General features: G+C 53.6%; 19 protein-coding genes. 15 read left to right on the forward strand and 4 right to left on the reverse strand.

The window, feature by feature from the left end; translation table 11 throughout:
* Positions 1-38 precede the first annotated feature (38 nt).
* The 5 genes from K1558_RS30890 to K1558_RS30910 all read left to right on the forward strand — a co-directional run bounded on the left by K1558_RS30890 (position 39) and on the right by K1558_RS30910 (position 5307).
* A complete protein-coding gene (locus K1558_RS30890; protein WP_238655804.1) occupies positions 39-812 on the forward strand; it encodes a sugar phosphate isomerase/epimerase family protein in 774 nt (257 codons plus the stop codon).
* Complete coding sequence (locus tag K1558_RS30895) at positions 809-1897, forward strand: Gfo/Idh/MocA family protein (RefSeq protein WP_238655805.1); 1089 nt, start codon at positions 809-811, stop codon at positions 1895-1897. Before K1558_RS30890 ends, K1558_RS30895 begins: the two co-directional genes overlap by 4 nt.
* 22 nt (positions 1898-1919) lie before the next feature.
* Positions 1920-2978 (forward strand): Gfo/Idh/MocA family protein, encoded by a 1059-nt coding sequence (locus K1558_RS30900; RefSeq protein WP_338019748.1) that lies wholly within the window; start codon positions 1920-1922, stop codon positions 2976-2978.
* 82 nt (positions 2979-3060) lie between these two features.
* Positions 3061-3579, forward strand: a complete 519-nt coding sequence (msrA, locus tag K1558_RS30905; protein ID WP_238655806.1) for a peptide-methionine (S)-S-oxide reductase MsrA — start codon at positions 3061-3063, stop codon at positions 3577-3579.
* Between the two features lie 357 nt (positions 3580-3936).
* The gene (locus tag K1558_RS30910) at positions 3937-5307 is read left to right on the forward strand and encodes a glycoside hydrolase family 64 protein (RefSeq protein ID WP_238655807.1); all 1371 of its coding nucleotides are present in this window, start codon (positions 3937-3939) and stop codon (positions 5305-5307) included.
* Here the strand turns inward: K1558_RS30910 and K1558_RS30915 are convergent.
* Complete coding sequence (locus K1558_RS30915) at positions 5288-6343, reverse strand: hypothetical protein (protein ID WP_238655808.1); 1056 nt, start codon at positions 6341-6343, stop codon at positions 5288-5290. The genes K1558_RS30910 and K1558_RS30915 overlap by 20 nt on opposite strands.
* Before the next feature lie 393 nt (positions 6344-6736).
* Positions 6737-7159: an NUDIX hydrolase gene (locus tag K1558_RS30920; RefSeq protein ID WP_238655809.1), complete on the reverse strand. Its 423-nt coding sequence runs from the start codon at positions 7157-7159 to the stop codon at positions 6737-6739.
* A gap of 122 nt (positions 7160-7281) precedes the next feature.
* Between K1558_RS30920 and K1558_RS30925 the strand changes: the two genes are divergently transcribed.
* The 10 genes from K1558_RS30925 to K1558_RS30970 all read left to right on the forward strand — a co-directional run bounded on the left by K1558_RS30925 (position 7282) and on the right by K1558_RS30970 (position 24258).
* The gene (locus K1558_RS30925) at positions 7282-7956 is read left to right on the forward strand and encodes an HAD family hydrolase (RefSeq protein WP_238655810.1); all 675 of its coding nucleotides are present in this window, start codon (positions 7282-7284) and stop codon (positions 7954-7956) included.
* Between the two features lie 467 nt (positions 7957-8423).
* On the forward strand, positions 8424-10337 hold the full coding sequence (gene thrS / locus K1558_RS30930) for a threonine--tRNA ligase (RefSeq protein ID WP_238655811.1): 1914 nt from the start codon (positions 8424-8426) through the stop codon (positions 10335-10337).
* 67 nt (positions 10338-10404) lie between these two features.
* A complete protein-coding gene (locus K1558_RS30935; RefSeq protein WP_238655812.1) occupies positions 10405-11001 on the forward strand; it encodes a GNAT family N-acetyltransferase in 597 nt (198 codons plus the stop codon).
* Positions 11002-11122: 121 nt separating this feature from the next.
* A complete protein-coding gene (locus K1558_RS30940) occupies positions 11123-12667 on the forward strand; it encodes a hypothetical protein (RefSeq protein WP_238655813.1) in 1545 nt (514 codons plus the stop codon).
* Positions 12668-12680: 13 nt separating this feature from the next.
* Positions 12681-13439, forward strand: a complete 759-nt coding sequence (locus K1558_RS30945) for a DUF6063 family protein (RefSeq protein ID WP_238655814.1) — start codon at positions 12681-12683, stop codon at positions 13437-13439.
* Entirely contained in the window at positions 13426-17913 is a 4488-nt protein-coding gene (locus tag K1558_RS30950) for a hypothetical protein (RefSeq protein WP_238655815.1), read from the forward strand. The genes K1558_RS30945 and K1558_RS30950 overlap by 14 nt, the downstream gene beginning before the upstream one ends.
* Before the next feature lie 40 nt (positions 17914-17953).
* Positions 17954-18784: an aldo/keto reductase gene (locus K1558_RS30955; RefSeq protein ID WP_238655816.1), complete on the forward strand. Its 831-nt coding sequence runs from the start codon at positions 17954-17956 to the stop codon at positions 18782-18784.
* Between the two features lie 125 nt (positions 18785-18909).
* Positions 18910-20400 carry a TPM domain-containing protein gene (locus K1558_RS30960; protein WP_238655817.1) on the forward strand — a complete coding sequence of 497 codons (1491 nt, stop codon included), beginning with the start codon at positions 18910-18912 and terminating at the stop codon, positions 20398-20400.
* Between the two features lie 271 nt (positions 20401-20671).
* Positions 20672-23749, forward strand: a complete 3078-nt coding sequence (locus tag K1558_RS30965; RefSeq protein ID WP_238655835.1) for an ATP-binding response regulator — start codon at positions 20672-20674, stop codon at positions 23747-23749.
* Positions 23746-24258, forward strand: a complete 513-nt coding sequence (locus tag K1558_RS30970) for a GNAT family N-acetyltransferase (RefSeq protein WP_238655818.1) — start codon at positions 23746-23748, stop codon at positions 24256-24258. Before K1558_RS30965 ends, K1558_RS30970 begins: the two co-directional genes overlap by 4 nt.
* 75 nt (positions 24259-24333) lie before the next feature.
* On the opposite strand, the gene K1558_RS30975 is transcribed toward K1558_RS30970, so the two are convergent.
* Together K1558_RS30975 and K1558_RS30980 are read right to left on the reverse strand one after the other, a co-directional pair.
* Complete coding sequence (locus tag K1558_RS30975; protein WP_238655819.1) at positions 24334-24738, reverse strand: hypothetical protein; 405 nt, start codon at positions 24736-24738, stop codon at positions 24334-24336.
* 47 nt (positions 24739-24785) lie between these two features.
* Positions 24786-25727 carry an amidohydrolase family protein gene (locus K1558_RS30980; protein WP_238655820.1) on the reverse strand — a complete coding sequence of 314 codons (942 nt, stop codon included), beginning with the start codon at positions 25725-25727 and terminating at the stop codon, positions 24786-24788.
* Between the last annotated feature and the right edge of the window lie 39 nt (positions 25728-25766).

Here is a 25766-nt window from a genome sequence, read left to right on the forward strand (position 1 = left end):
CCGTCTAACCAACTACATTGAAGGAGTGGATCATTCATATGAATCGTTCAAATATTGCAGCCCAAATGTATACCCTGCGTGAATATACCCAGACACCGGAGGAATTGAGAGAGAGTCTTCGGAAGGTTAGCGATATCGGCTACCAGGCGGTGCAGATCTCGGGAATCGGCAAGATTGATCCGCAGCTGGTCAAGCAATACGCCGATGAGTCCGGCCTGAAGATCTGTGCGACCCATATTCCCTGGGACCGGCTGGTGAATGATCTGGATGCGCTGGCGGCGGAGCATAAGCTGTGGGACTGCAAATATGTCGGCATAGGCTCCATTCCTGGAGAATACCAGACGAGCCAGGAGGGGTACCGTACCTTTACCAAGCTGGCTTCGGGCATTGCCCGAACTTTGAAGGAGCAGCATGGCCTGCAATTTGTGTATCATAATCATGATTTTGAATTCGAAGCGTTTGATGGTATGACCGGGATGGAAGTGATGCTGCAGGAGAGTGATCCGGACTTCGGCTTCGAGCTGGATCTGTATTGGGTACAGGCCGGGGGCGGCGATCCGGTGGAATGGATTCATAAGGTGGAAGGCCGGATGAAGGCGGTGCACTTCAAGGATATGGCGATTCTGAACAAGAAGCCCGTGTTCGCTGAGATCGGTGAAGGCAATATGAATTACGGGGCAATTATCGAAGCCTGCCGCAAGACGGGGATTGAGTGGTATATCGTGGAGCAGGATGTCTGCCAGCGTGATCCGTTCGAGAGCCTTGCGATCAGCCTCCGTTATCTGCACAGCAGACTGGAGGGAGAGCAATGAGCCGCAAGGATGGAATGATGTATGCTCCGGTTCATGAAGCGAAGCTGGTGGTGGGTCCGGGGGAATTCGTCATTGCTGCACTGGCGCTGGACCACGGGCATATCTATGGCATGTGCAACGGGCTGGTAGAAGCTGGCGCTACGCTGAAGTGGGTATATGATCCCGATCCCAAGAAGGTAGAGTCGTTCCTGAACACCTATCCAGGAGTAAGGGCGGCCCGCTCTGCCGAAGAGATTCTGGAAGACCCTGAGGTCCGGCTGGTGGCGGCAGCGGCAGTTCCTTCCGAACGGGGACCGCTGGGGCTGCGCGTTATGGCGCACGGGAAGGATTACTTCACAGACAAAACCCCGTTCACCTCACTGGAGCAGCTGGCTGACGCCCGCCTGCAGGTGCAGCAGACCGGGCAGAAATACATGACCTATTATAGTGAAAGACTGCATGTGGAGAGCGCTATCTATGCCGGCCAGTTGGTGCAGCAGGGGGCGATCGGCCGAGTCATTCAGGTGATGGGCCTGGGGCCTCACCGGCTTAATGCGCCAAGCCGTCCGGACTGGTTCTTCCAGCGCGACAAGTACGGCGGCATTCTCTGCGACATCGGCAGCCATCAGATCGAGCAGTTCCTCTTCTATGCCGGCTGCCGGGATGCCAAGGTGCTGCACAGCAAGGTGGCTAACTACAATAACCCGGCTTATCCTGAGCTGGAGGATTACGGGGATGCTACGCTGGTTGGCGATAACGGGGCGACCCAGTATTTTCGCGTGGACTGGTTCACTCCTTCCGGGCTGGGAACCTGGGGAGACGGGCGGACCATCATTCTCGGCACAGAGGGCTACATCGAGCTGCGCAAATACAGCGACATCGGCCGTTCCAGCGCGTCGGATCATGTCTATTGGGTGAACGGCGAGAGCGAGCACTATGAGCATGTGTCCGGCAAGGTTGGCTTCCCGTTCTTCGGAGAGCTGATCCTCGATTGCCTCCAGCGGACAGAGAAGGCCATGACCCAGGAACATGCGTTCAAAGCGGCAGAGCTGTGCCTGGAGGCGCAGCGGCAAGCGCTGAATCTGACCCCGGAAACGCTTAAATAGCCAAGGTAGCAGGAAGGTGGATATGATGAACACCATTGGAGCAGCCATTATCGGCTGCGGAGCGATTGCCCCGCTTCATGCCAGAGCCATTGATGCCATGGAGGGTGCCCGGCTGGTTGCCGTAGTGGATATTGATCCCGTTCAGGCAGCGCAGTCTGCCGAGGATTACGGCTGTGAGGGATTAACCGATTACAGGCAGCTGCTGGAGCGTAAAGATATTGCCGTGGTGCATTTATGCACGCCCCACCACTTACATGCGGAGATGGCGGTGGAGCTGCTGAAGGCGGGCAAGCATGTGTTAACGGAGAAGCCGATGGCGCTTGATGTGCCTTCAGCCTTAGAGATGCAGGCAGCAGCGGAGGCGGCGGAAGGCCAGCTCGGCGTTGTTTTCCAGAACCGTTACAACGAACCTTCGGTGCAGATCAAGGCGATAATCGAATCCGGCAGTCTGGGCAAGCTGCTCTGCATGAAAGGCTTGGTCACCTGGACCCGCGATGCGGATTACTATACCGGCAGCAGCTGGAGAGGACGCTGGGCGACGGAAGGCGGAGGGGTGCTGATTAATCAGACAATCCACACTCTCGATCTGCTGCACTGGTTCGGCGGCGGGATCGCTTCAGTGAAGGGCAGTGTGACAACTGATGTGCTGGATGAGGTCATAGAGGTAGAGGACAGCGCCCATGCATGCATTAATTTCAGCAATGGCGTACGCGGACTTTTCTACGGGACCAATGCGTATCAGACCAATTCGCCCGTCGAACTGGAGCTGGTCTTCGAGCAGGGGACACTGCAGCAGCGCCGGGACAGCTTGTATCTGTGGCAGGACGGGCAGGAGACACTGCTCTGCGGGCCGCAAGGCAGCAGCACAGGCGGCAAAGCCTATTGGGGCACCGGGCACTCGCGGTTAATTCAGGATTTCTATGCGCATATCCGGGAGGGATGCAGGTTCTGGATTGACGGCACGGAGGGAATCAAGACGCTGGAGCTGATTGCGGCGATCTACCGGTCCTCTGTCAGCCGGAAGCCCGTCCTGCAGGGGAGTACCCCATTGGCAAGCCACGGGTTCAGCCACTTGCATTGACTTTCCGGACATTACCCCTTATCTTCAGTATTACATGTGTAATATAAGCTCTATAGAGCGATACAGGAGAGGGAGTAAGGTTATGGAACAGGCAATGTTTGCCGGAGGCTGCTTCTGGTGTATGGTTACACCATTCGAGGAGCTTCCGGGCATTCACGGAATCGTATCGGGATACGCCGGAGGCACCGTAGAGAATCCCACCTATGAGCAGGTGAAGACAGGAACCACCGGACATTATGAAGTGGTGCAGATCACGTATGACCCGGAGCTGTTCCCTTATGAGCGGCTGCTTGCGCTATTCTGGCCGCAAATTGATCCGACGGATGACGGCGGGCAGTTTCAGGACCGCGGCACGCAATACCGCACAGCGGTGTTCTATTATACGGAAGAGCAGCGGCTGGCCGCACTGGCTTCCCGTGAGCAGGTAGCGGCAAGCGGCCGGTTCGAGCAGCCGGTGGTGACGGAGATTCTTCCAGCACCGGTGTTCTATCCGGCAGAGGACTATCATCAGGATTACCACAAGAAGAATCCCAAGCATTACAAAGAGGACCGTGAGCAGTCCGGCCGGGATACATTTATTTTGCAGCACTGGCACAAGTAATCCGTGAATGAACTGAATGACAAAGCCCGTAATTACCCGGCATCTGGGAATTGCGGGCTTTTTGCTATTTTTGCAGAAGCATGGGAGATAGATTACAGCGAATTATGCCTAAAACCAAAAAATGGGAACCTAAAACCGAAAATCCGCGCCTACTAAATTGCCAAATGCGCCACTATAATCAAATTTGTAAACGGATACAAGCATTGGAAATTGTGGTTCTGATCCTGGCAGGAAGAAGGGGGGAGGGAACGGCATAGGGTAATGATTAGACTGATTGGCGAACAACAGAATGCTCTACAGATTCTGTGATTGAAGGGAAGTAATGCAATGCCAATATGATTCAGGAGGAATGTTAGAATGTCCAAAAAATGGCTAATGACCATGCTCGCGTTCGTGCTTCTGCTCTCCTGCCTGCCTATGTTCGATTCCAGAGCGGCAGCGGCCGACTATACCCAAGGGGTAGACCTGTCAGGTACCTCAGCGACCATCTGGTTCAAATCCTCAGTCAACACCAGCTGGACTGATGTCCATTACAAGGTCAATTCGGGAACCCAGCTTAACTACCGGATGACGTATAACAACAGTAAATCGCGTTATGAGCAAGTGGTTACAGGGGTGGCCAGCGGCACAGCCCTCTCTTACTTCTTCACTTACAACAACGGTACTCCGGCGTATGACACCGGCTGGTTCAATTACACGGCAGGAACTGCACCGACAACCGGGCCAACAACTCCGCCTTCCGGTTCTACAGGCTCCATTTATTCTATCGCTGCCTCATCAATCCCTGCGCCGCCCGCAGGCGCTGTCTCCGTCAAGGTGATGAACGGAACGGGAGGTGCTTATCCGGACAGCCAGATCTACTGGGGCGTGCTCGGCATCAATCCGGCCAACGGCAAATGGAGTTATCTGGACCTGAACGGCAATCTCATTCCAATCTCGAATGCGCTTAACAATGCTTCCGGCCATTTGACCAAGAACGGCGTGAATTATGCCAACATCTATCACACCATTAACCAGGCTTCCTGGGTAACACTGCCCAAAATTATCTCCGGCCGCATGTTCCTCAGTGTAGGCTCGCCTCTGTACATCAAGACCTATGACGACGGTTTTGCCGGACCGGATATCGATAATCCGACTGATCCTAACCGTAATCTCTACTTCGACTTCGTTGAATTCACAGTGGATGCTACAGGCTACCATGGCAATACCACCCGTGTTGACGCCTTCGGATTCCCGATCCAGCACCGGCTGGTGGGCTTGAGCGGCGGGTATGACAAGACGGTAGGCGAGCTGGAATCGGAGACCCGTGCCGGCCTGTTCACCAAATACCAGAATGAAGTTCCTGCAGCGTTCAAATCCCTGGCGACCGATCAGGCGCCTTACCGGATTATCGCTCCTGTCCATGGATCGTTCAAGGCCGGCGGTGCTAATGCGAATTACTTCGCAGGCTATTCCAGCTACAGCACCCAGGATATTCTGCGCAATGACGGTTCGCTAATCGATGCTGCCACTTCGGCTGCGATCAACCGCCATGTGTACACCTTAAGTAACTGGAACAATGTTGCGGATTACTACAAAGCGGCACCAGCGAACTTCTACGCGAAATTCTGGCATGACCACAGCATCAGCGGACTGGCCTACGGCTTCCCGTATGACGATGTCAACGGCCAGGCAGCCTATCTGGAGGTTGGTGATCCTAAGGGCCTGATTATCCGCGTGGCCTGGTAAGCACAGAGAGAATAGCGCCCACAAACGCAGCTTCCTCAATCATCAGCAAATGAGGGATATCGTGCAGAGAGCCGGTTCTGAACATTAGCAGGCTGCCGGCTCTTGCGCATGATTGAAGCTGTGAATACTGGGAGGGATCATCATCTAGAGAAGGAAAGACGACACTCGCAGGCACCGGTTCATATCCGGCAAAAGCCCACTCATCAATTCGCTCCATCTTCGCCGGGTCAAACAGGAAGAAGCGCTCGTTCGTATTTTGCGTGATGGCCTGACCGTTCAGCAGATAGAGCATTCCATATCCCGGATAGTGATCCTCTTCCTCATATTCATCTTCGTACTCCCCGCCCCGCGGACCCTGCTCCTGAAGCAGTTCCAAGGCTGGATAGGTGAAGCTGGCGTACACCTGCATATCGTTCTCTAAAGTGAACAGTTGTCTGCCGTCAGGCTGCCACGCCGGTGAAATATAACATCCCTGCGGGAACATCTCACGGCTGCACAACCCGTCCTGCTGAATGGATAATTCGTACACGGAGATACCGTTCTGACCGGCCGCGAACTCCAGCGTAACGGCATCCGACCCGGGAATGTCCATCAGCCGAAGAACACTGTCACCGAAGGGATCTTCCATGTCTAAGGTATGAGCCAACGTCCCGTCTCCGCTATGAAACACCGAAATTTGCATCCGATCCCCGCCCAGCTTGGCTACTGACCAGATTAGACCCCCATCACGCGAGAAAAGAGTACAAATGTACGCCCCCGGCTTACTCCACAGCAGCTTGCCTGTAAAGTCTCCTGCTCCGAGTGTACCATCCTCCATAATGAAGGCAGCCCGCTCCAGTCCGGGATGGAATGAGAGCGTATCCAATTCAATAGATTGTCCGTTATAAATCCGCCCCGCTTCTTGAGGCATCAGGTCCGTGTCCAGGCGGTATACTCTGCAAGCTTTGTCATATAAAATCACTTGAGGTCCATCATTGTTCCGTGGGGCGTAGCGGTAGTCACCTACGAGTATTTTGGCGGGATTCAGCAGTATCATCCTATTCCTCCTAGTCCTCGAATTGTTAGGATTATAGCATTGTTAGGAATAGAATGGGAAGAACAAAATCACCCTAACGGGTGAATAAGATATCCTTGGAGCAAACACAATGTATGTTGTTTGGTCCCTATGTTTGCTTGCGAGTACAATGTATGCTGTTTTTCACATACATTCAGGCCGTGTGCCTGCTTGCGAACACAATGTATGTTGTTTTTCACATACGTTTGGACCGTATGCCGTTTTACCATCCTATTCTATAGGGGCTAAGCCTAACTTCAGCCACATTTAACATCAAAGTCACTCTACAAATCATTCCAAGAACTGTTATCCTCAAATCTACACACACCTTTTCCATAGCAGCAGGAAACTATAGTTTCCTAAACAATAAAAAATTTAATCCCGCAGAAGCTGCATTAACCGTTCAAGTGCAATCAGGTTATGCTCCCATGTCAGACATTCTTGTGCTTCAGCATAGGAAAGCCATTGGTAAGCTTCGTGTTCACCGGACAATTTTATATCCACTGGATGTTCAATTTCAGCGGCATAACAATAATCCTGCATATCCATCAGCACACCATTCTTGGTCTCTCTGTAGCTAAAAGTATAATTCAGATCTGTTAGCAACTTAATCAAGGTAATTCCCGTCTCCTCAGCAATCTCCCTCAGGACAGCTTCGGTATGCGCCTCGCCGTTCTCCACGCCTCCGCATACCGGCTGCCAATAGCCTCCACGCTGCGGGGTGCGCTTCAGGACCAGAATTTGCAGAGTCGGATGATTGCAGTAGACAAAGCCTTGTACATTTACTCTTGTAGCCATTAGATTCACCTCATTCCCAGATCTATTCTATTCAAGAATGTTAAAAGACAAGCCTATGGAAAATAAACAGAAACCAGGGTATGATGAATAGCAATTGCACAGGAAGGGAGCATCCGTAAGAGATGAGTGACAACCTGCAACATATCCTATTTGATCTGGACGGCACATTAACTGACCCCAAGGAAGGCATTACCAAAAGCGTAGAGTATGCGCTTAACCAATTCAATATTGAGGTGGAGCATCCTGACCTGCTGACTCCGTACATAGGCCCGCCGCTTTTCGATTCATTCATTGAGATTCAGGGCTTCACCCCGGAGGCTGCGGCGCAAGCTGTTGAGTACTACCGGGAGCGGTTCCGGACACTGGGCATGTTCGAGAATCAGGTCATTCCGGGAATTCCGGCACTGTTGGAGAACCTGAGGAGCGAGGGGTTTACACTGTATGTGGCGACCTCCAAGCCAATCGTATTCGCCGAGCAGATCCTTCGCCATTATGAGCTGGACGGCTTCTTCAAGTATGCGGCGGGCAGCAACCTGGACGGCACACGCTCGAAGAAGCGCGAGGTGATTCAGCATGTGCTGGACGAGTGTAATGTACCGGCTTCGCAAGCGCTGATGATCGGAGACCGGGAGCATGACATCATCGGGGCAAAAGCCTGCGGCGTAGCCTCCATCGGAGTCCTGTTCGGCTATGGCTCGGAGGAGGAGCTATCGGCTGCCGGAGCAGACTCTATTGCGCATACGGTGGAAGAAGTGGGGGATATCATCCTGCGCTTACGGCAGAATCAGCTGAACTGATAAAGGATTAAGCGCTTACCCTATGAGCGGCTATCAACAGCCTGCTGTCTAATTTTTTGCTGCGGTATTGACATTTGGCGAAAGGCGCAGGTATTATGTAACCAACATCATAACTAAGGCAATGACCAGAGACAGGATATCCCGTCAGGACTGACCAGAGAGAGAAGTGCAAGGTGCGAGCTTCTTACAGAGACCAGCCGGATGTTACCCCTCTATAGCTGTGACACTGAACCCTCCTGCTGTTAGTGAGGCTGTAAATGCCACCGTCCCATCCCCGTTAACGGATGCCATGAGGATTGTACTTGTCACATGTGTCCCGAACAGCCGGGACATTTAGTGAAGGTATAGTCGAATTAGGGTGGAACCACGAGCTCAAACGCACTCGTCCCTTTCCGGGATGAGATGCGTTTTTTTGCGTCCCTATACATGTAACACTAACCTAAATTGAAGAAATGGAGGCCATAATCATGGAGATTCAAGTGCAGCTGCCGGATGGAGCAATTAGGAGGTATTCGCGTAACACCACGATTGCGCAGGTTGCGGAATCAATTAGTGTCAGTCTGAAGAAGAAAGCCATAGCCGGCAAAATCGACGGCAGGCTCGTTGATCTCGATTGCCCGCTGGAACGGGACAGCCTCGTTGAAATCGTCCTGGAGGACAGCAGTGACGGTCTGATGATTCACCGGCACAGCACAGCCCATCTGATGGCGCAAGCCGTCAAACGGATCTACGGAGACCGGAACGTCAAGCTGGGCATCGGCCCGGTCATCGAGGACGGCTTCTATTACGATATCGATATAGCACAGCCGCTGTCCTCCGAGGACCTTGCTGCCATTGAGCAGGAGATGGAGAAGATCATCAAGGAGAATCTGCCGATTCAGCGCCGGGAGGTCAGCCGGGAGGAAGCGCTGGAGCTATTCGGGCAGCTGGAAGAGCCGCTTAAGCTGGAGCTCATCCGGGAGCTGCCGGAGAATGAGGTGATCAGCCTGTACGAGCAGGCTGAATTCACTGACCTGTGCCGGGGGCCGCATCTGGCTTCGACTGGACGGATCAAAGCCTTCAAGCTGCTGAGCGTAGCCGGAGCCTACTGGCGCGGCAATTCGGATAATCAAGTGCTTCAGCGTATCTACGGCACAGCGTTCCTGAGCAAGGCGGCGCTGGAGGAGCATCTGCTCATGCTGGAGGAAGCAAAAAAGCGGGATCACCGCAAGCTGGGCAAGGAGCTTGGACTGTTCATGTTCTCCGAGGAAGCGCCGGGCATGCCGTTCTACCTGCCCAAAGGCATGATGATCCGCACAGCGCTGGAGGACTTCTCCCGCAAATTGCAGCGTGCCGATGGCTATGAGGAGGTCCGCTCCCCGCTGATGATGAACCGGCGGCTGTGGGAGCAATCCGGGCATTGGGATCATTACAAGGATGAGATGTATTTCACTAAGGTGGACGACACAGATTTTGCGCTCAAGCCGATGAACTGTCCGGGGCACATGCTGATCTACAAAAACAGCCTCCGCTCCTACCGGGATCTGCCGATCCGGATTGCCGAATACGGCCAGGTTCACCGCCATGAGTTCTCCGGTGCGCTGAACGGGATGATGCGGGTCCGCACATTCTGCCAGGATGATGCCCACCTGTTCGTGCTGCCGGAGCAGATTGAGTCGGAGATCTCGCGGGTGCTGGAGCTGATTGACCAGTTCTATTCCATCTTCGGCTTCGACTACAAGGTAGAGCTGTCCACTCGCCCGGACGATTATATGGGCTCCGAGGAGCTGTGGGATCAGGCGGAGCAATCGCTGGAGCGGGTGCTGAAGAACAATGGCATTGAGTTTCGTGTGAATGAGGGCGATGGCGCTTTTTATGGACCCAAGATTGACTTCCATATCCTTGACGCTCTGAAGCGGAGCTGGCAATGCGGTACAATCCAACTGGATTTCCAGATGCCGGAGAAGTTCGACCTGACTTATATCGGGGAAGATAACAACAAGCACCGTCCGGTCGTGATTCACCGTGCTGTATTCGGCTCCATTGACCGGTTCATGGGCATCCTTACAGAGCATTATAGCGGAGCATTCCCGCTCTGGCTCGCGCCTGTGCAGGTTAAAGTGCTGCCTGTCTCAACTGTTCATGATGGTTATGCCGAAGAGATCAGACGCCAGCTTGCCTTAGCCGGACTGCGGGTAGAGGTGGATTCGCGGAATGAGAAGCTGGGCTACAGAATCCGTGAAGCACAGCTGGAGAAAATCCCTTATATGCTGGTCCTCGGAGATCAGGAGCAGAACGGCGGAACAGTCTCAGTTCGAAGCCGTGCAGAGGATGCACTGCAATCGGTGAGTGTGGAAGAGCTTATCCGGCGGATGCAGGAGCAGATCGACGGGTGGAAATAAATCGCTTCATATATAATAGGGAGATATAATAGATTGAAAACGAGCAGATATACTAGGGGGAACTCAGTTGACAGCTATAGACACAGGACAGCTTACGGGCAACGTGATCCGGCTTGAGCCACTGACAGCACAGCATAAGCCGGAGCTAACTCAGGTGCTGAATGATCCGCAGATCTGGGAGTATACCTGGAGAAAAATCGGCTCCGCAGAACAGGCCGGACAGCTGGTGGATACGGCCCTGGCAAATCAGGCAGCAGGCAAGGATATCCCCTATGTGATGATAGAGCAGGCGTCCGGCCGGATCGTAGGAACCACGCGGATGATGCATCTGGACCTGACACACCGGGGTGCCGAGATCGGCTGTACCTGGATCGCTCCGGAATTCTGGAGAACGGCGGTGAATACGGAAGCGAAGCTGCTTTTGCTGGAATATGGCTTTGAGGTGCTGGGTCTGATCCGGGTGGAATTCACCATTGTCAGTAACAATCTGCGCTCACAGCGGGCGGTTGAACGGATTGGCGCAGTCCGGGAAGGGGTGCTCCGCAAGCACCGGATAACACCCGGCGGTACAGTGCTGGACAATGTCGTGTACAGTATCATTGATGAGGAATGGCCTGCGGTGAAGACCAGGCTGCAATTTTTGCTGAATGAGAAATACAAATAGCCCTAGCTGTGAAAGATTGATATAATAAAAAGACATGAGGATAGAAACATATATTCCCCTCCTGTGGGGATGAGCTGCCCATACTTCACCCTTCGGGGTGGAGGTGGGTTTCTGTATTGTTATGGGGAAATTACGAAGTGATGGCGAGGTTGGCGAACGGATGAACTGGAATGATTTTGGTGAACGGAATAAGCGGTTGAATCCCCTATGGAGTCTCGGCGCGGGGATGAATCTCGGTGAGCTTCAGCCCTATAAAGAGATGATTGCGCTCAGCGTGCTGCTGCAGGTCTACTATCTGGAGCTTGAATCAAGTGAACAGAGGTCCAGGGAGGATCTGGTTGATCTGGCCTGGAATTCGCTTGAACGCTTCGGAATCGCGGGGCTGGGCAGCCCGGAGTCGGTGGAACGGCTGGTGGACGGGCTGCTGTGGAGCGGCAGCGGCGGGGATTTTGAGGCGAATTATTATGATGATCTTACCCGTGAGATCGGGGTGCAGAAATACAAATATTTTACCGTGGACGAGGATGCCACACGCATCAGCTGGGAAGAGAACGGGACCACGATCTACAGGCTCTCTGAATATGCGATGGAGCTGATCTTCATGAGCCATGAGATCATCGATGAGTTCCAGATCAGCATCAAGCTGCTGGAGATTCAGATGCATATCAAGCATGGACGGGTCACCCGGGCGATGCAGGATGTGAACGAGCTGATCTCCCGTGTGCGCAAAATGATTCAGCAGCAGCAGGAATACCGCAACGCGCTGCGCCGTAATCCGAAGCATATCTTCAGTGAATACGGCACGCAGCGGCATGGGCGGCTGGAGGAAATTCATCATCAGTTCGATGAGGAGCGCAAGCACTTCGATAATATTCACCGTTCGCTGGCCCGGCTGGCCAATGATGAGAAGGATGTGATCGACTTCAACGAGCTGCGCCAGCTCTCCGAGCGGGTAGAGCTGTCCCGCAGAGTTCATGATGAACTGGCGGAGGTGGTGCTGAGCATCTTCGAGGCCGAGACGAATCTGCGGCTGAACTTCCCGGAATTGTTCTGGGGGGCAGCGGGCTTCAACTTCCGCACCCACGTCTGGGAGGAGTGGGTGAAGCAAGAGGGGCTGGAGGACGGAGATAGCCTGGAGACATTGATCAGCGGACTGTTCTCGCCGTCCCAGGACTTCATCTATCCGCTGGCCTGGGCCTGGGAGGAGCAGGATGTCGGCTTCCTGGCGGAGGATATGCCGGATGTTCTGGATGAAGCCGGGGAAGAAGAGGACTACACGTATGTTCCCCGGGGCATTCCATGGACCGATGTATGTGAACTGTGGCTGCCGGTTATGGCGGGAGTGGCTGCGCACGGCTGCTTCACCTTCACAGCCGAAGCCTTCACGGAGGATGAACAGCGGAGGTGGGCAGAGTCGCCCCATGCTGTGGACTTGTGGGTGCAATTCTTCCACACCGCCATTACTGTGCAAGAACAGGAGGCGGCAGCACAGAGCGGTACGGACGAATGCCAGAAGCTGCTTCAGCGGTTAATGGCAGACCATCCTGAGCTTGAGGTGCTGCGCGGCCGGAGGCTGCGCACAACAATCAGGCCAGGGCAGCATGGCAATGCACGCTTCCCGGGACTTGAGATCAGCCCTTATACCATTACTATAGAAGAGAACTGAGAGGAGCCCTGATATGAGTTATTCGCTAGAGCAAGTGCAGATGGCTTCGCGGCTGTTCTTCGACCTGCTGCGCCGGAAGGTGATTCCGCTGGATGACCCGGCCGCTGCCGAATGTCTGCAGGACACGGCGGCTTACGATGCCTTGCAGTATGTAGCCAAAGAAGCGGGCTGCCGGGTGATGAATTCCGGGCATCGCCTGCACCTGCTGGTGAGTCCGATCGGCTCCGGGTTCGCCAGCAATTTCACTCAGCTGCGTAACAAATATTCGCGGATTGAGCGGAAGACGCATCTGCATATCATTAATGTAATTATTCTGGTATTCCTGGCCGAGATGGATCAGGATGAGCAGCATTTCAAGCCCGGCCAGGACAGTATGTCATACATACAGTTGTCTGATCAGGTATCGGCGCTGTTCCAGGTCTGGATCGGCATGGATGAAGACGGCAGCTTCAGCAAGCAGTGGCGGCTGGATATCCAGGCGATGCACCGGATCTGGACCAGCCTCTATATGCAGACCCGGAGCCAGGAGGAAGGCGACACGCTGACCCGCGGGGCCGGCTCGCGCATCGGGCTGATCCATGAAGGCATGAAACTGCTGGAGGAGGAGCATCTGGTGTTTATTTCCGAGAATGAGAAGCGGATTTTCCCACGGGAAGAGCTATACGAACGGATGCGTTATCTCTACCATGACGTGGACCGCTACAAAGAGCTGAAGGCGCTGGTCGGCCGCACACTCAGCGGACAGGAGGGGGAAGCCCATGCCGCGCATTGAACGAATCCGCATCACCGGATTGAAGTATGAGAAGATGCTGAAGCGCTACGAGGATATGATCCTTGATCTGTGCAATGAAGAGGGTCCGGCCAATACCCTGATCACGCTGATGAACGGCGGGGGGAAGGGCGTGCTGCTGCAATCGATCTTCCAGCTGCTGATGCCGAGAACCGCGTGGGGCAAGGATAACGAGAACCAGGTGGAGGCTTTTTTTCATAATCACAAGAAGCAGCTGAAGCCGTACACCTTCCACGTAGCCATTGAATGGCGGCTGGATGATCCTGAGCGCACGGAATATATCACTACCGGAATTGCAATGACGGCCCAGCAATCGGTTGACCAGCTGGAGATCAAGGTGGATTATTTGCTGTATGCGCTGCTGAAATACGGGGAGATGGCTGACCTTACCCTGAGTACACTGCCGCTGTATGATCACGGAACGGGCAACCCGGCGAGCTTCGAGGCGATCCAGCAGTTCGTCCGCGAACGGCGTGGCGACATCAACGTCTACGGCAGCCACAGCTCAGATCTGAAGAAGTATTATGGCTTCCTGGCCGATCATGATATTCATATCGATGAATGGCGCAATATGCGCAGAATCAACGGGGAAGAAGGCGGTATCAAAGGCTATTTCCAGAAAAATGATGCCTTCACCAATCACCATCTGTTCGAGCGGTTAATTATTCCTGAGATCGGCTCCAGTCTCTACGGCACGATGCGCGAGGATGAAGGCTCCCTCCAGCGCATGTTCGTGGATACGGCTACAGTGGCGCAGCGGCTGCCGATGCTGGAGCAGCGGGAGCGGGCGTTCGCTGAATTCACTGCGCTGGCTGCCCCGCTCTATGAAGCGGTGAAGCAGGGCACTGAGGCCGACCGTAGCTTCCGCGAGACGGAATTGCTCGGGGCGCAGCTCTCAACAGTGATCCATGCGGAGCTGAAGAGCGCAGAGGACCAGCGCCGCAAGACCGGGGATGAACTGGCCGGATATCTTCAGGAAGCGAAGCAGCTCCGGTTCGAGAGCGACAATCTGAGCTATCTGCGGCTGAAGGAGGAGCATGACCGCAAGCAGGAGGAGTTCAAGGTGGTCTCGGAGCATCAGTCCCGGGCCAAGCAGCGGCTGGACGCGTCGAAGGCTAGAGAGATCGAGCTTGAAGTGGCCCATTATCTGGCCAGACGCCGGCTTCATCTCCGCCAGATCGAACAATGGCAGAAGGAGATTGAGGCCATCGAAGGGTCGCTGGAGATGAAAGAGCGCCAGGAGGTTATTCAGGGTGCGAAGCTGGAGCTGCGGAAGCAGTGGGAGCAGGTCAGCCGGTTATGGCAGAATCAGCACCTGTTCTTCAGCGGACAGCAGCAGGCCCAGGCTGCGGAGGAGAAGGTACTGCGCAAGGCCCGGGAGGAATTCCTGGTCGAGCAAGGCAGGCTGGAGGGCAAGCTTCAAGAGTTCACCACAGCGATCCGTCAATACACGGAAGAGCTGGGGGCCTTCGCCGCCCGCCACGGCCAGGAGGCGGCCCATTCGCCGGCGGCAGCGCTTCAGCGTACGCTGCTCACAGCACGCAGCCTCGCGGAGAATATCGCTGCGCTTCAAGCACAGCGTGCATCTGCTGAAGAACAGAAGCTGCTTCTGCATACGGCGCATACCCGGGCAGCTGAGAAGCTGCTTGGCGCTGAAGCCCAGGCGGAGGAGCTGGCCGCACGGATGGAAGCGCAGATGAATAAGGAATCGCAGCTCTGGTCGCAGCTGGTCGTTCTGCTGGAGCTGTATGAAGAACACCAGCAGCTGGGGACGGCTGCACTGCATGAAGCACAGCCGCTGATCCAGGAGCGGTTCATCCGCCGGATTGATGAGGCGGAGCAGCAGACGAAGCGGCTGCGGCGGGATTATTACCAGCAGCAGCTGGATGTGGAGCTGCAGCAGGAAGCCTATTGGCTGCCGAATCATGACATCATGATCGTGAAGGATGCCCTGGAAGCGATGAAGATCAGCTCGATGACCGGGAGCATGTATCTGAACGACCAGTCATATCTGGTGCGCGAGGAGGAGCTGGAGCGTCATCCGCTGCTTCCCTATGGGCTGATTGTCACGAAGCGAGAGGCGGCGAAGCTGCAGCCGGAGCTGCTTCAGGAGCTGCTGCTCAAAGCGCCGGTTCCGATCTTCGTGCGTGAGGAGATGGCAGAGGCTGGAGCGGAGGGCTTCCTGCTGCTGGCCCATCAGGGACCGCAGATGGTGCTGCAACCGGAACGCTTCCAGGAATGGAAGCGGGGAATGGCCTCCAGACTGCGGGAGCAGGAGGAAGAGCTTCAGGCAGAGGAAGCCTATCTGACCAAGCTGAGATCCGCCCGCCAGGAAGTGGATCGCCTGCTTCAGGGCGAGCATACGGTCAGTCTGCGGGCCAGACAGCAGACGGCCATGACCCTGCTTCAGGAGCTACGCGGCCAGCTGAATGAAATGAATGCCGAACAGGCACGCTATGAGGAGGTCCTGGCGGGAATTTCCAGAGATCTGGCCGTCTGCGAAGCGGATAAGGCGGAGCAGGAGAGCCGGGCGGCCGCGCTGCGGGAATGGGCGGAGCGGACCCGGAAGCAAGAGCAGGATTACCAGGAGAAGCTGCAGGCGGTGGAGCAGAAGGCTGCGCTGGGCAAGGAGATCGAGGCTAAGGATCAGCAGCTTGCCCGGCTGAAGGCGGAGGTGGACAGCCTGGCTGCACAGCGGGAGAAATGGATCGGGGATGCCCGGTATTCCTTGTTCCCGCGCCTGCAGAACTGGTTCCCGGAGATCCGTTTCCCGGATGGAACAGCAGATGGGCAGGATGTGCTGTCAGAGGAAGCAGTAACGGATGTAACGGCACAGGACAAGCTGCTGCAGCTGCTCAGCACCGTTGAGAGTCTCCAGCAGTCTCTTAGCCGGAACGAGCTGGAGATCCGTACCAGAACCGCCCAGATCAAAGCGGCGGGAGAACAGCTGGCCGAGCTGGAAGCGGCTGTGCAGGAGGTCGATGCAGCATGGGCCTCCGCTCCTGAGCCGCAGGAATCACCGGAGACGATCCAGTTGGCCAGAGTGCGGCAGAAGAGCGACACAGCCATGCTGGATGAGGATCTCCAGCAGCTCCGCGATTCCTTCATCCGCTGCCAGACGGAGCTGGATAACCTGCGCAAGGAGCTAAGCAAGTCTGAGAAGGCGGTCAAGGAGAAGCATGAACGGGCGGTCGAGCTCTGGCATGAGCCGCTGGAACCAAAGGGAGAAGAGATCAGTCAGCGGCTGCGCGAGAACGAGCATCTGCTGAATGTCTGCAAGCAGTCACTGCATGTGATGGACGGGTGGCTGCAGGTGCTGGGTAACCAGCGCCGGATTATGGACACCCATGTTGAGCACCGCGTTCAGCTCCGCGAGGTGCCGGAGGAATTGCAGCTCCGTGTAAGGGAGAGCTGCGAGCCGCTGGTCGAGGACTGGCTGCTGCGCAGCAAGGCCGCCCGCAGCCGGCGCGAGGACATTCTGCGCCAGGTGAAGGAAGAGCGGACCGCACTCAGCGGCAGAATTGCCAAGTCCGGCTGGAATGCGGAGCTTGCGACCAAGATTCTGGAGCGCCTGAACAACGTGCACTGGGAAGATTTCACCATCGCACTCCAGGTGCTGGACGCGATGCTTCAGAGCTCCCGCGACCAGATGGAGAGCATCCGCAGCGACAAGGAGGATATGGAGCTGTCCCGCAAGCTCTGGGTGGGCCGGGCCGCGAAGCGGGTAGTGCAGATTGTCGATATTCTCAAGCGGATGGAACGCCGGATGATCATTCATAATGAGAATGGACACGCCTTCCCGCTGGTCCGGCTGAACTACAAGAATATTAATGTGCCAAGAACAACCGAAGATATCGAGCCGCTGGTCAGCGATTACTTCAACCGCTGCATCAGCAGCCTGCTGGAGAAGTATCCGAAGATGGAGCAGGTTCCTGCTTCCGCCGTCCGGGAGCTGATCAATGACGGACGAATGGTCTACGCCGCGCTGCAGAACCGTTTCCCGGTATTGCAGGTCTATAAGCCGGTGACGGAGAATTACTTCCTGTATGCCGCACCTGAGGATTATCATTATTCCGACTGGGAGGTTATCAACCGCGGGGCAGTGGATGAGGCGGTCGGCAGCGGCGGACAGCGCCAATCTGTTCAGCTGCTCGTCGCGATGATGATTATGACCCACAAGCGGGTGAACCGGGAGAACAAAGGCTGGACGGTGTTCCTGTATGACAATCCGTTCGGCGAGATGGTCTCCAACAACGTGCTTGATCCGGTCTTCGAGATTTCGAGGGCGCTGAAGTTCCAGTGGCTGATCGTGACGCCGCCGGAGCTGGTGAAGAATGATGTGAGCGTCCGTTTCGGTGTGTACTGGCAGCTGTATTTTGGCGGGGAGAAGGGCGATGCGCTTGGTTCAACCCTGATCAAGGGCGGCCGCAAGCTGGCCCCTGCTACGTTATTCTAGGGCAGCAATACCAAATCTACAGACAGGTGGGAATGTGACAATGATGAATCTGAAGTCAACAACCAAATTAGCAAACGGTGTAGAGATGCCATGGTTTGGGCTAGGCGTATTCAAGGTTCAGGAGGGTCAGGAGGTCATTGATTCGGTGAAGGCCGCTATCAAGGCAGGCTACAGAAGTATCGACACCGCCTCGGTCTACGGCAATGAAGAAGGCGTCGGGCAGGCGATCCGTGAATCCGGGGTAGCACGCGAGGAGTTGTTCATCACCACCAAGGTGTGGAATAACGAGCAGGGGTACGATTCTACGCTGGCAGCGTTCGACCAGAGCTTGAGCAGACTGGGACTGGATTATGCGGACCTGTATCTGGTGCACTGGCCGATCCGGGCCAAATACAAGGATACGTGGCGCGCCCTGGAAAAGCTGTATGCAGACGGCAGAGTCCGGGCGATCGGGGTGTCCAACTTCCAGATTGATCATCTGGAGGATCTGCTGACAGTGGCCAACGTGAAGCCGATGGTGAACCAGGTGGAGCTGCATCCGCTGCTCAGCCAGCTGGAGCTTCGTGAATACTGCAAGGCGCAGGGTATACAGATTGAAGCCTGGGCACCGCTGGCCCAAGGCCGTCTGCTGGACAATGAGGTGATCGCAGCTATTGCCGCCCGCCACAACAAGACGCTGGCCCAGATCATCCTGCGCTGGGATATCCAGAACGGCATTGTGACGATTCCGAAGTCGATCAAGGAAGAGCGGATTATTGCCAATGCGGATATTTTTGACTTCGAGCTGTCGGCGGACGAGATCAGCCAGATTAATGCGCTGAACCGCGATGAGCGGTTTGGGTCTCATCCGGACCGGTTCAATAACGAGTAAGCTCTGGCAACTCTTTTGAATAATTGCTAGATTCGGACATACACATAAGAGAGATGGAACGTTAAGGCCATCCTGTGCGTAACCGATATAGTAAAAGAAGAGTTAAGAGAGCCGGAGGGGTATGAATGAATCGTAAAAGAATACAAACTGTGCTGGCCGCCATGCTGCTGGTTCTGCTGCTGCCGCTTCTTCCGGGTAAGGCTGCTGCTGCTGTGCCTGCCCATTCGGAAGCGTTCTATGTGAATGACTTCGCGAATGTTATTGATGCCAAAACCAAGAACTACATGGTCAATTACGGTGTGAAGCTCTATCAGAAGACTGGAGCTCAGGTGGTGTTGGTCACTGTAGAGTCGACGAACGGCGTGTCCATGGAAAAGTATGCAACCTCGCTGTTCAATTCCTGGGGCGTCGGCTCGGCGGATAAGAATAACGGAGTCCTGCTGCTGCTCTCCATCAAGGATGATGATTACTGGGCAGTACCAGGCAAAGGGGTGGAGAAGGAGCTGAGCAATAGTGTCATCTCCGGGATTCTCTCGGCCTCGCTGGAGCCGGATTTCGCGGCGAAGAAGTATAGCGCCGGTGCGAACAAGACCTATGGTGCCTTCATCCAGAAGCTCGGCGGCAGCTATTCGGAAACGGTAGGGACGAAGAATTATGTCTCCGATAATGCCGGAGTGTTCAAGCCGGTTACCCGGGACTATCTGAACCAGTCAAGTAACCGCTACGCGGCAACCACCGGCAGCGGAATCTATGTAGTGACGGTTAAGAATACCGGCAAACAAAGCCTGCAGGATTATACCTATACGAAGTTCGCCGGGATAGCCGCCGGACCACGGGATGTGATGCTGGTGCTGGACATCGGCGGAGACAACTATCATGTGCTTCAGGGCAAGTCGGTGGACCAGGTACTTACCAATGAGCGAATCAGCGAGATTCTGGATGAGGTGCTGGAGCCGAAATTCGCGGCCAAAGACTACGCCGGGGGCGCTACTGGAACGGCGAATGCCTTTTATGGGTTTTTCCTGGCCAGAGCGGATGCCTTCCAGGGATCGGCTGGCGGCAGCAGTAATCCTGCCGGTTCCGCTTCTACTGCTGTGGCATCACCTGCTAAGACTGTCGTGAAGATGGAGCCGGTCTCCAGACCCACGGGCATGCTGGTCGTGGGGATCTTCCTGGGCCTTATCGTTCTGATCAGCGCCGGCGCAGCTAAGCGCAACCGTTATGTGGCCCGTTACGGGATACGGCTGAATCCGTACAACCCGCGCAATATCCGGCGTTACGGCGTCTGGACAGGCCAGCCGGGGTATGGCTACCGGCAGAGAAGGACGTACCAGCGGCCGCATTATCACAATCATTCGTCTGGGAGCAGCAGCTCGTCATCCAGCTTCTGGGGCACCAACTCCGGCGGCGGCGGTTCCACCAGCGGCGGCGGAGCGGGGCGCTATTCTTCACGCGACGACGATGACGATGACCGGAATAGCGGTGGCGGCGGATATTCGTCCGGCGGCGGAGCCGGACGGTACTCCTCCAGCTCGTCGTCCTCGTCCGGGGGCGGAGGCAACTCCGGCGGTGGCGGCAGCGCAAGCAGCGGCGGAGGTGTGGGCAGACACCGGTAGATTAACCCTATAAGTAACTGCAAGTTCAGGAGTAACAACCCGCAGCAGCCTGTATTTTACATCGTGCCCCACATGGGAGTAAGAGAGCTTACACTTTGGGCGCAATGATGTATAAACAGTCTTCTGCGGGTTTATTTGAATTGTAGAATTATGCGCATTCTTTGCAGTGCTCTGCGTTCTAAGCAATGAAGTGCCAGAAACCGATAACTGAAGAAGAAAGAACCTGGGTAGGAGAGAGGTACTCTTGGATAATCATTTATTGAAACAGCATATGCAGTGGAAGAAATTTCTTATTTTGCTGGGATTATTATTAGGTGCTCTATCAGGCTTGCGTATATTATGGATGGGGATATTTAGTGATATACAACATGTTCCTTCAAAAAACGGGGAACTCCATTTGCGCAATTGGAATGCGGAGGACGGGCAGATTATTTTGCTTGACGGAGAATGGGAATTTTATCCCTCTAAGTGGCTTCAGGATGGTAAAAAGCAGCGTTTGGACGGGAGTAAGCCAACCTTGATTCAAGTTCCGGGGGGATGGAATGAACCAGTGCGTGCCGTGATATCAGCACCATACGGATTCGGCTCTTACCGCTTGCGGATCTATGTCAATCCGGACAAGCATCTGACCTATAGTCTCCGTCTGCTAAGCGTACGCACTGCTTCAGAAGTATACATAAACGGCCGATTAGTAGCCAATTCCGGGAAGGTGGCAGATTCTAAAGAAGGTTCTACTGCGAGGAATCTTCCTTATACTGCATCTTTTACAGCGGATGAAGAGGGTGTTATCGACCTTGTTATCCAGGTATCCAATTATGTGGATAGCCGTAGCGGCGGCATCGCCCGTTCCATCAAGTTCGGGTCCGAACAAGCCATTGCCCAAGAGATGAAGCTTTCGGTCTCTATGCAAGTTCTCACAACCGTTATCTTTCTGATCCATTCTGCCTATGCGTTTATATTATACCTGCTGGGCAGCAAACAGAAAAAACTGCTGTATTTCTCATTATTGACATTCTCTTTTACACTGAGCAGCACATTAAGCAGTGATGAGAAGCTTTTCCACCAAATTATTTATATAGGTAGCTATTGGGACTTTTGGATATCGAATGCAGCTTTTTTGATTGGGTGCTATGCCTTTCTGGAATGTACCAATCATCGTGAGCTCGCGTTCTGGAACAGGATATATCCTGTATTCAGGCTCTTGATCCTGGGAACCGCAGGTGCTGCGGGATTACTGAATACGGATCAATTAACCACAATCTTTCCAGTGATTAACCTGCTGGCAGGAACGGCAGTAATCATTGCAATGATTGCAATCAGCAGAACAGTGGTCAAGAATTTGAGAGAGAATTGGCTGTTGTTATTCTCTGTCCTGGCATTAATTCATCATATCATTTGGGTGCTTTTCTGGCGGGAGAGAGGATATAGCATTGTCTATTATCCGTTTGATCTGATTATTTCAATGGGGTGTTTGGCCTCCGTATGGTTCAGAAATTATTTTAATATGTACAAGAACACGAATGAGCTTGCAACAGCCCTGCAAAGAATGAATGATCATAAAGATCAATTCCTGGCAAATACATCACATGAATTTAGAAATCCGCTTCACAGCATTCTCAATCTGGCGCAATCGGTCCAAAAGCGGGAAAAGTCTGTCATGCAGGACAGAAGCCTTAAAGAACTTGAAACTATTTGTTCTGTAGGACGCCAATTGAACTTGATTTTAAATGATTTGATGGATGTAATGAGCCTGCGGGAAGGAAATCCCCGTATTCACCTACAGGTCATACCGATTCAGCCGATCGTGACGGGAGTCATTGATATGCTGCGATTAAATGCGGAGGTGAAATCTATAAGTATTGTAAATTTAATTCCGGAAGATTTCCCGCCTGTACATGCGGACGAGAACCGGATAATTCAAATCGTCTTCAATATCATTCATAATGCTGTGAAATACACAAATGAGGGATTCATTTCTATTTCTGCTCATCAAAAGGCAGGCCGGGCATATATCGTTATTGCAGATACCGGAATCGGAATGAATGAGGCTATGCTTAAACGTGCATTCCTTCCATACGAGCAGGGCAACACTGATGAGACTATGATTGAAGGCGGCTTTGGATTAGGGTTGAATATAAGCAAACAGCTGGTTGAGCTACACGGGGGGACATTAGAGGTAAGCTCCGTTCAAGGAGCAGGCTCACAATTCATATTTTCTTTGAAGCTGGCTGACCCGAAGGTTGAAAGTCTTAAGACGTACGCCTCTGAAGTCTTGCCATTGCATTCTGTGACCGTTCAGGAACAACTTCCTCCAGACAGGGAGCACGTGGCTTCCAATCGTCCGGCATTATTAATTATTGATGATGATCCTGTGAACCTTCAAGTACTGGAAGCCATTCTGCCTCCAGACGGCTATGATGTAACGATGACCACGAGTGCCAAACAAGCATTGGCTGTACTGGACACGAAAGAATGGGATCTGGTTATCTCCGATATTATGATGCCGGTGATGTCCGGGTATGAACTGACACGAAGGATTCGTGAGCGGTACACCTTCACAGAGCTGCCGGTTCTGCTTCTTACGGCAAGAAGCCAGCCGCAGGATATTCAAGGCGGTTTCCGGGCCGGAGCCAATGATTATGTGACGAAGCCGGTCGAGGCAGTAGAGCTTAAATTGCGGATAAAGGCGTTAATTACAATTAAGCAATCGATCCGGGAGCAGCTGCGGTTAGAGGCAGGATGGCTGCAAGCGCAAATTCAGCCTCATTTTTTGTTCAATGCCTTGAATGCGATATCAGCATTAAGTGATATTAATTTAGAGAAGATGCGTGACCTGCTTGATGAATTCACTAATTATCTGCGTAATAAATTTAAATTTCACAACATGGACAGCCTTGTCCCGGTTGAAGAAGAGTTAAGCTTAGTGCGTTCTTATTTGTATATTGAACAGGTCCGGTATGAAGATAGGCTGCAGGTCATTTGGAGAATTGATGATTATGGAAGCCTTCGAGTTCCGTTTCTCTCCATTCAGCCTCTTGTTGAGAATGCAATTAAACATGGAATCATGAAGCGTAAGCGCGGGGGCAGCATTCAGATACGAATCGCAGTTATGGAGACGCATGCGGAAATTACTGTTGAAGATGATGGAGATGGAATGAGTGAGGGTCAATTGCAACGAATACTGAAGAGAAATCATGACAGTAGTTCCGGTGTCGGATTAATCAATACAGACCAGCGCCTTAAACGGCATTTTGGGACAGGCCTTGATATCGCAAGCATGCCGGGTGAAGGAACAGCAGTAACATTTCAAGTTCCGCTTAAAAGGGAAGAAGGGAGTAACAAATTATGAAGCTATCTATCACGGTCCGCCGGATGCGCTCCGAGGATGCAAGAATACATGAGGGCCTCGCCCCGCATGATGTCAGCAAACCCATAGAGTATATTGAACAGTGCTGGAAGGAGAATGAGGAGGAGCAGCGCCTTACCCTCATCGCTTGGCAGGGGAGCGAGTTTGCCGGCTGGGGGCATGTCGTGTATACGTCCAACTATCCTTATTTTGCGGAGAACCATATTCCCGAGATTCAGAATCTCGATGTAGTTCCCCCTGTGCGCAAATGCGGCATTGGCAGTGTGTTAATGGAGGCGCTTGAGGCTGAAGTGTTCGCCAAGTATGATTCGGCCGGCATCGGATTCGGACTATATGACAGCTACGGTACGGCCCAAAGGCTGTACGTCAAACGCGGCTATGTCCCGGATGGACGGGGACTCATGTATGATAACCAGCCCGTTGTCCCCGGAAGCCAGGTGCGGGTGGATGATGAGCTTACTCTATATTTGGTGAAAACAAGGCAGCGCTAGATGTTATTCTTGCTACAGCGGCAGTCCGGGTGCTAGGTGTCCGGGCGGCCGCTGTTTTGGTATGGGGAGCCGCAGTTACAGACTTTGCATGAAATCGTAATATTGGTTGTCAAAGTAAATCACGAACAGATTTTTGACGGGATTGGTTCTAGGGGCTAGCACGTAATCAAACAAGGCCGATTTTTCATTGTATTCTCTATGTGCCTTAACAGCAGAATCCGATGAATCGTACACAGAAATCACCATGATATTTCCGTTGTTCAGCTCAAGGGTCTTCGGCTTAACCTCTTTAAGGATAAGATTAAAGTCTTCGGAGCGTTCTTTGGGCTGCAATTTAAGCTTTTTCAGGGACCGGATCACGTCCTCATAAGCAATAATATGTTTATTCGCGGGAGGTTTATCATCGTTGGAGGCGGAAGAGCAGCCAGCGGCTAGAAGGATAATAATTAACGGAAGCAGCCACGCAAAAGCGCGTTTCATGAATAAATCAGCTCCTTTTCCTAACTTAGTATGTTGGGCACCTAACTCTATTTCCTGTTGGTGTCTGTCAGCGCATTCTCCCGTATTGTATTCAACTCCACCGCATTGAACAACCCGCCCCGGTACAGATTAACGAACTCCTCCGACACACTCTGGTCAAAAATAATCATATCATCGCTGTTCACCGTGACCTTCACACCATAATCGTAGAGCTTGCGGATCGGATGTGACGAATAATTGGCCACCCGGGAGAGGAGGACATTGCTTGTGGGGCAGACGTTCAATTGGATGCGATGATCCGCCAGCCAGTTCATGACAGCTGGAGAATTCGCGGCTGCGATTCCGTGCTGCACCTGATCAAGCTCCAACTCCTCCACCGCCTGCTTCACCAGACCGGATGTGCCGAACTCCCCAACGTGCGCCTTGAGAATCAGCCCTTTTGCCTTCGCCATACGGAACACCTTCTTGAACGCTGGAACAGCAGACTCATCGCCGAAGATATCTAAGGATTTGAAATAGTTATGCTCCAGATATAGTTCCAGCTTATCACAGGTTACTTGGATTGGCGTATGGGTGAGGAAGGCAAGCTCCGGGACAAAATGAATCTCCGGCGCAATCCGCCGGTGGACAGCCTGAATGGTCTGAATCAGTGCTGCTATAGAGCCGCCGAACCACTCTTCTTCTCCCATCGTCACACTCATGTGCAGCAATTGAACCCCGTCTGACTTCGCCTGGACAAAAGCGGCCTCAATCCGCTTCTCATATCCGGTCCGGCCGGGCAGTAACGGCTTGATGTGCCGGGCATTCCACCGGTTCATCTCCCCAAGATCCGCGAAAGTTGGGCATTCCGGTATCTCGGTGCCACACCAGGCCGTAATATATCTTTTGTTCCCACCCCTGGTGATATGATTGTGCAGATCGCCTTTGGGCACTTGCCGGACTCTTTCCAGATTGTGCTCTTCCAAGGCTGTGATGAATTGCTGTTTCATGCCGCTGTCCTCCTATCATTTGATATGGTCTGCCTGCTT

The sequence above is a fragment of the Paenibacillus piscarius genome, from assembly GCF_022234545.1.
Lineage (GTDB): Bacteria > Bacillota > Bacilli > Paenibacillales > Paenibacillaceae > Paenibacillus_AQ > Paenibacillus_AQ piscarius.

Coding starts and splice junctions, on each gene's coding strand:
- K1558_RS30975 (WP_238655819.1), bottom strand. CDS start 24,738: ATGAAACGCGCTTTTGCGTGGCTGCTTCCGTTAATTATTATCCTTCTA.
- K1558_RS30925 (WP_238655810.1), top strand. CDS start 7,282: ATGAGTGACAACCTGCAACATATCCTATTTGATCTGGACGGCACATTA.
- K1558_RS30960 (WP_238655817.1), top strand. CDS start 18,910: ATGAATCGTAAAAGAATACAAACTGTGCTGGCCGCCATGCTGCTGGTT.
- K1558_RS30950 (WP_238655815.1), top strand. CDS start 13,426: ATGCCGCGCATTGAACGAATCCGCATCACCGGATTGAAGTATGAGAAG.
- thrS (WP_238655811.1), top strand. CDS start 8,424: ATGGAGATTCAAGTGCAGCTGCCGGATGGAGCAATTAGGAGGTATTCG.
- K1558_RS30955 (WP_238655816.1), top strand. CDS start 17,954: ATGATGAATCTGAAGTCAACAACCAAATTAGCAAACGGTGTAGAGATG.
- K1558_RS30980 (WP_238655820.1), bottom strand. CDS start 25,727: ATGAAACAGCAATTCATCACAGCCTTGGAAGAGCACAATCTGGAAAGA.
- K1558_RS30940 (WP_238655813.1), top strand. CDS start 11,123: ATGGGGAAATTACGAAGTGATGGCGAGGTTGGCGAACGGATGAACTGG.
- K1558_RS30895 (WP_238655805.1), top strand. CDS start 809: ATGAGCCGCAAGGATGGAATGATGTATGCTCCGGTTCATGAAGCGAAG.
- K1558_RS30900 (WP_338019748.1), top strand. CDS start 1,920: ATGATGAACACCATTGGAGCAGCCATTATCGGCTGCGGAGCGATTGCC.
- K1558_RS30920 (WP_238655809.1), bottom strand. CDS start 7,159: ATGGCTACAAGAGTAAATGTACAAGGCTTTGTCTACTGCAATCATCCG.
- K1558_RS30970 (WP_238655818.1), top strand. CDS start 23,746: ATGAAGCTATCTATCACGGTCCGCCGGATGCGCTCCGAGGATGCAAGA.
- K1558_RS30910 (WP_238655807.1), top strand. CDS start 3,937: ATGTCCAAAAAATGGCTAATGACCATGCTCGCGTTCGTGCTTCTGCTC.
- K1558_RS30945 (WP_238655814.1), top strand. CDS start 12,681: ATGAGTTATTCGCTAGAGCAAGTGCAGATGGCTTCGCGGCTGTTCTTC.
- K1558_RS30890 (WP_238655804.1), top strand. CDS start 39: ATGAATCGTTCAAATATTGCAGCCCAAATGTATACCCTGCGTGAATAT.
- K1558_RS30965 (WP_238655835.1), top strand. CDS start 20,672: ATGCAGTGGAAGAAATTTCTTATTTTGCTGGGATTATTATTAGGTGCT.
- msrA (WP_238655806.1), top strand. CDS start 3,061: ATGGAACAGGCAATGTTTGCCGGAGGCTGCTTCTGGTGTATGGTTACA.
- K1558_RS30915 (WP_238655808.1), bottom strand. CDS start 6,343: ATGATACTGCTGAATCCCGCCAAAATACTCGTAGGTGACTACCGCTAC.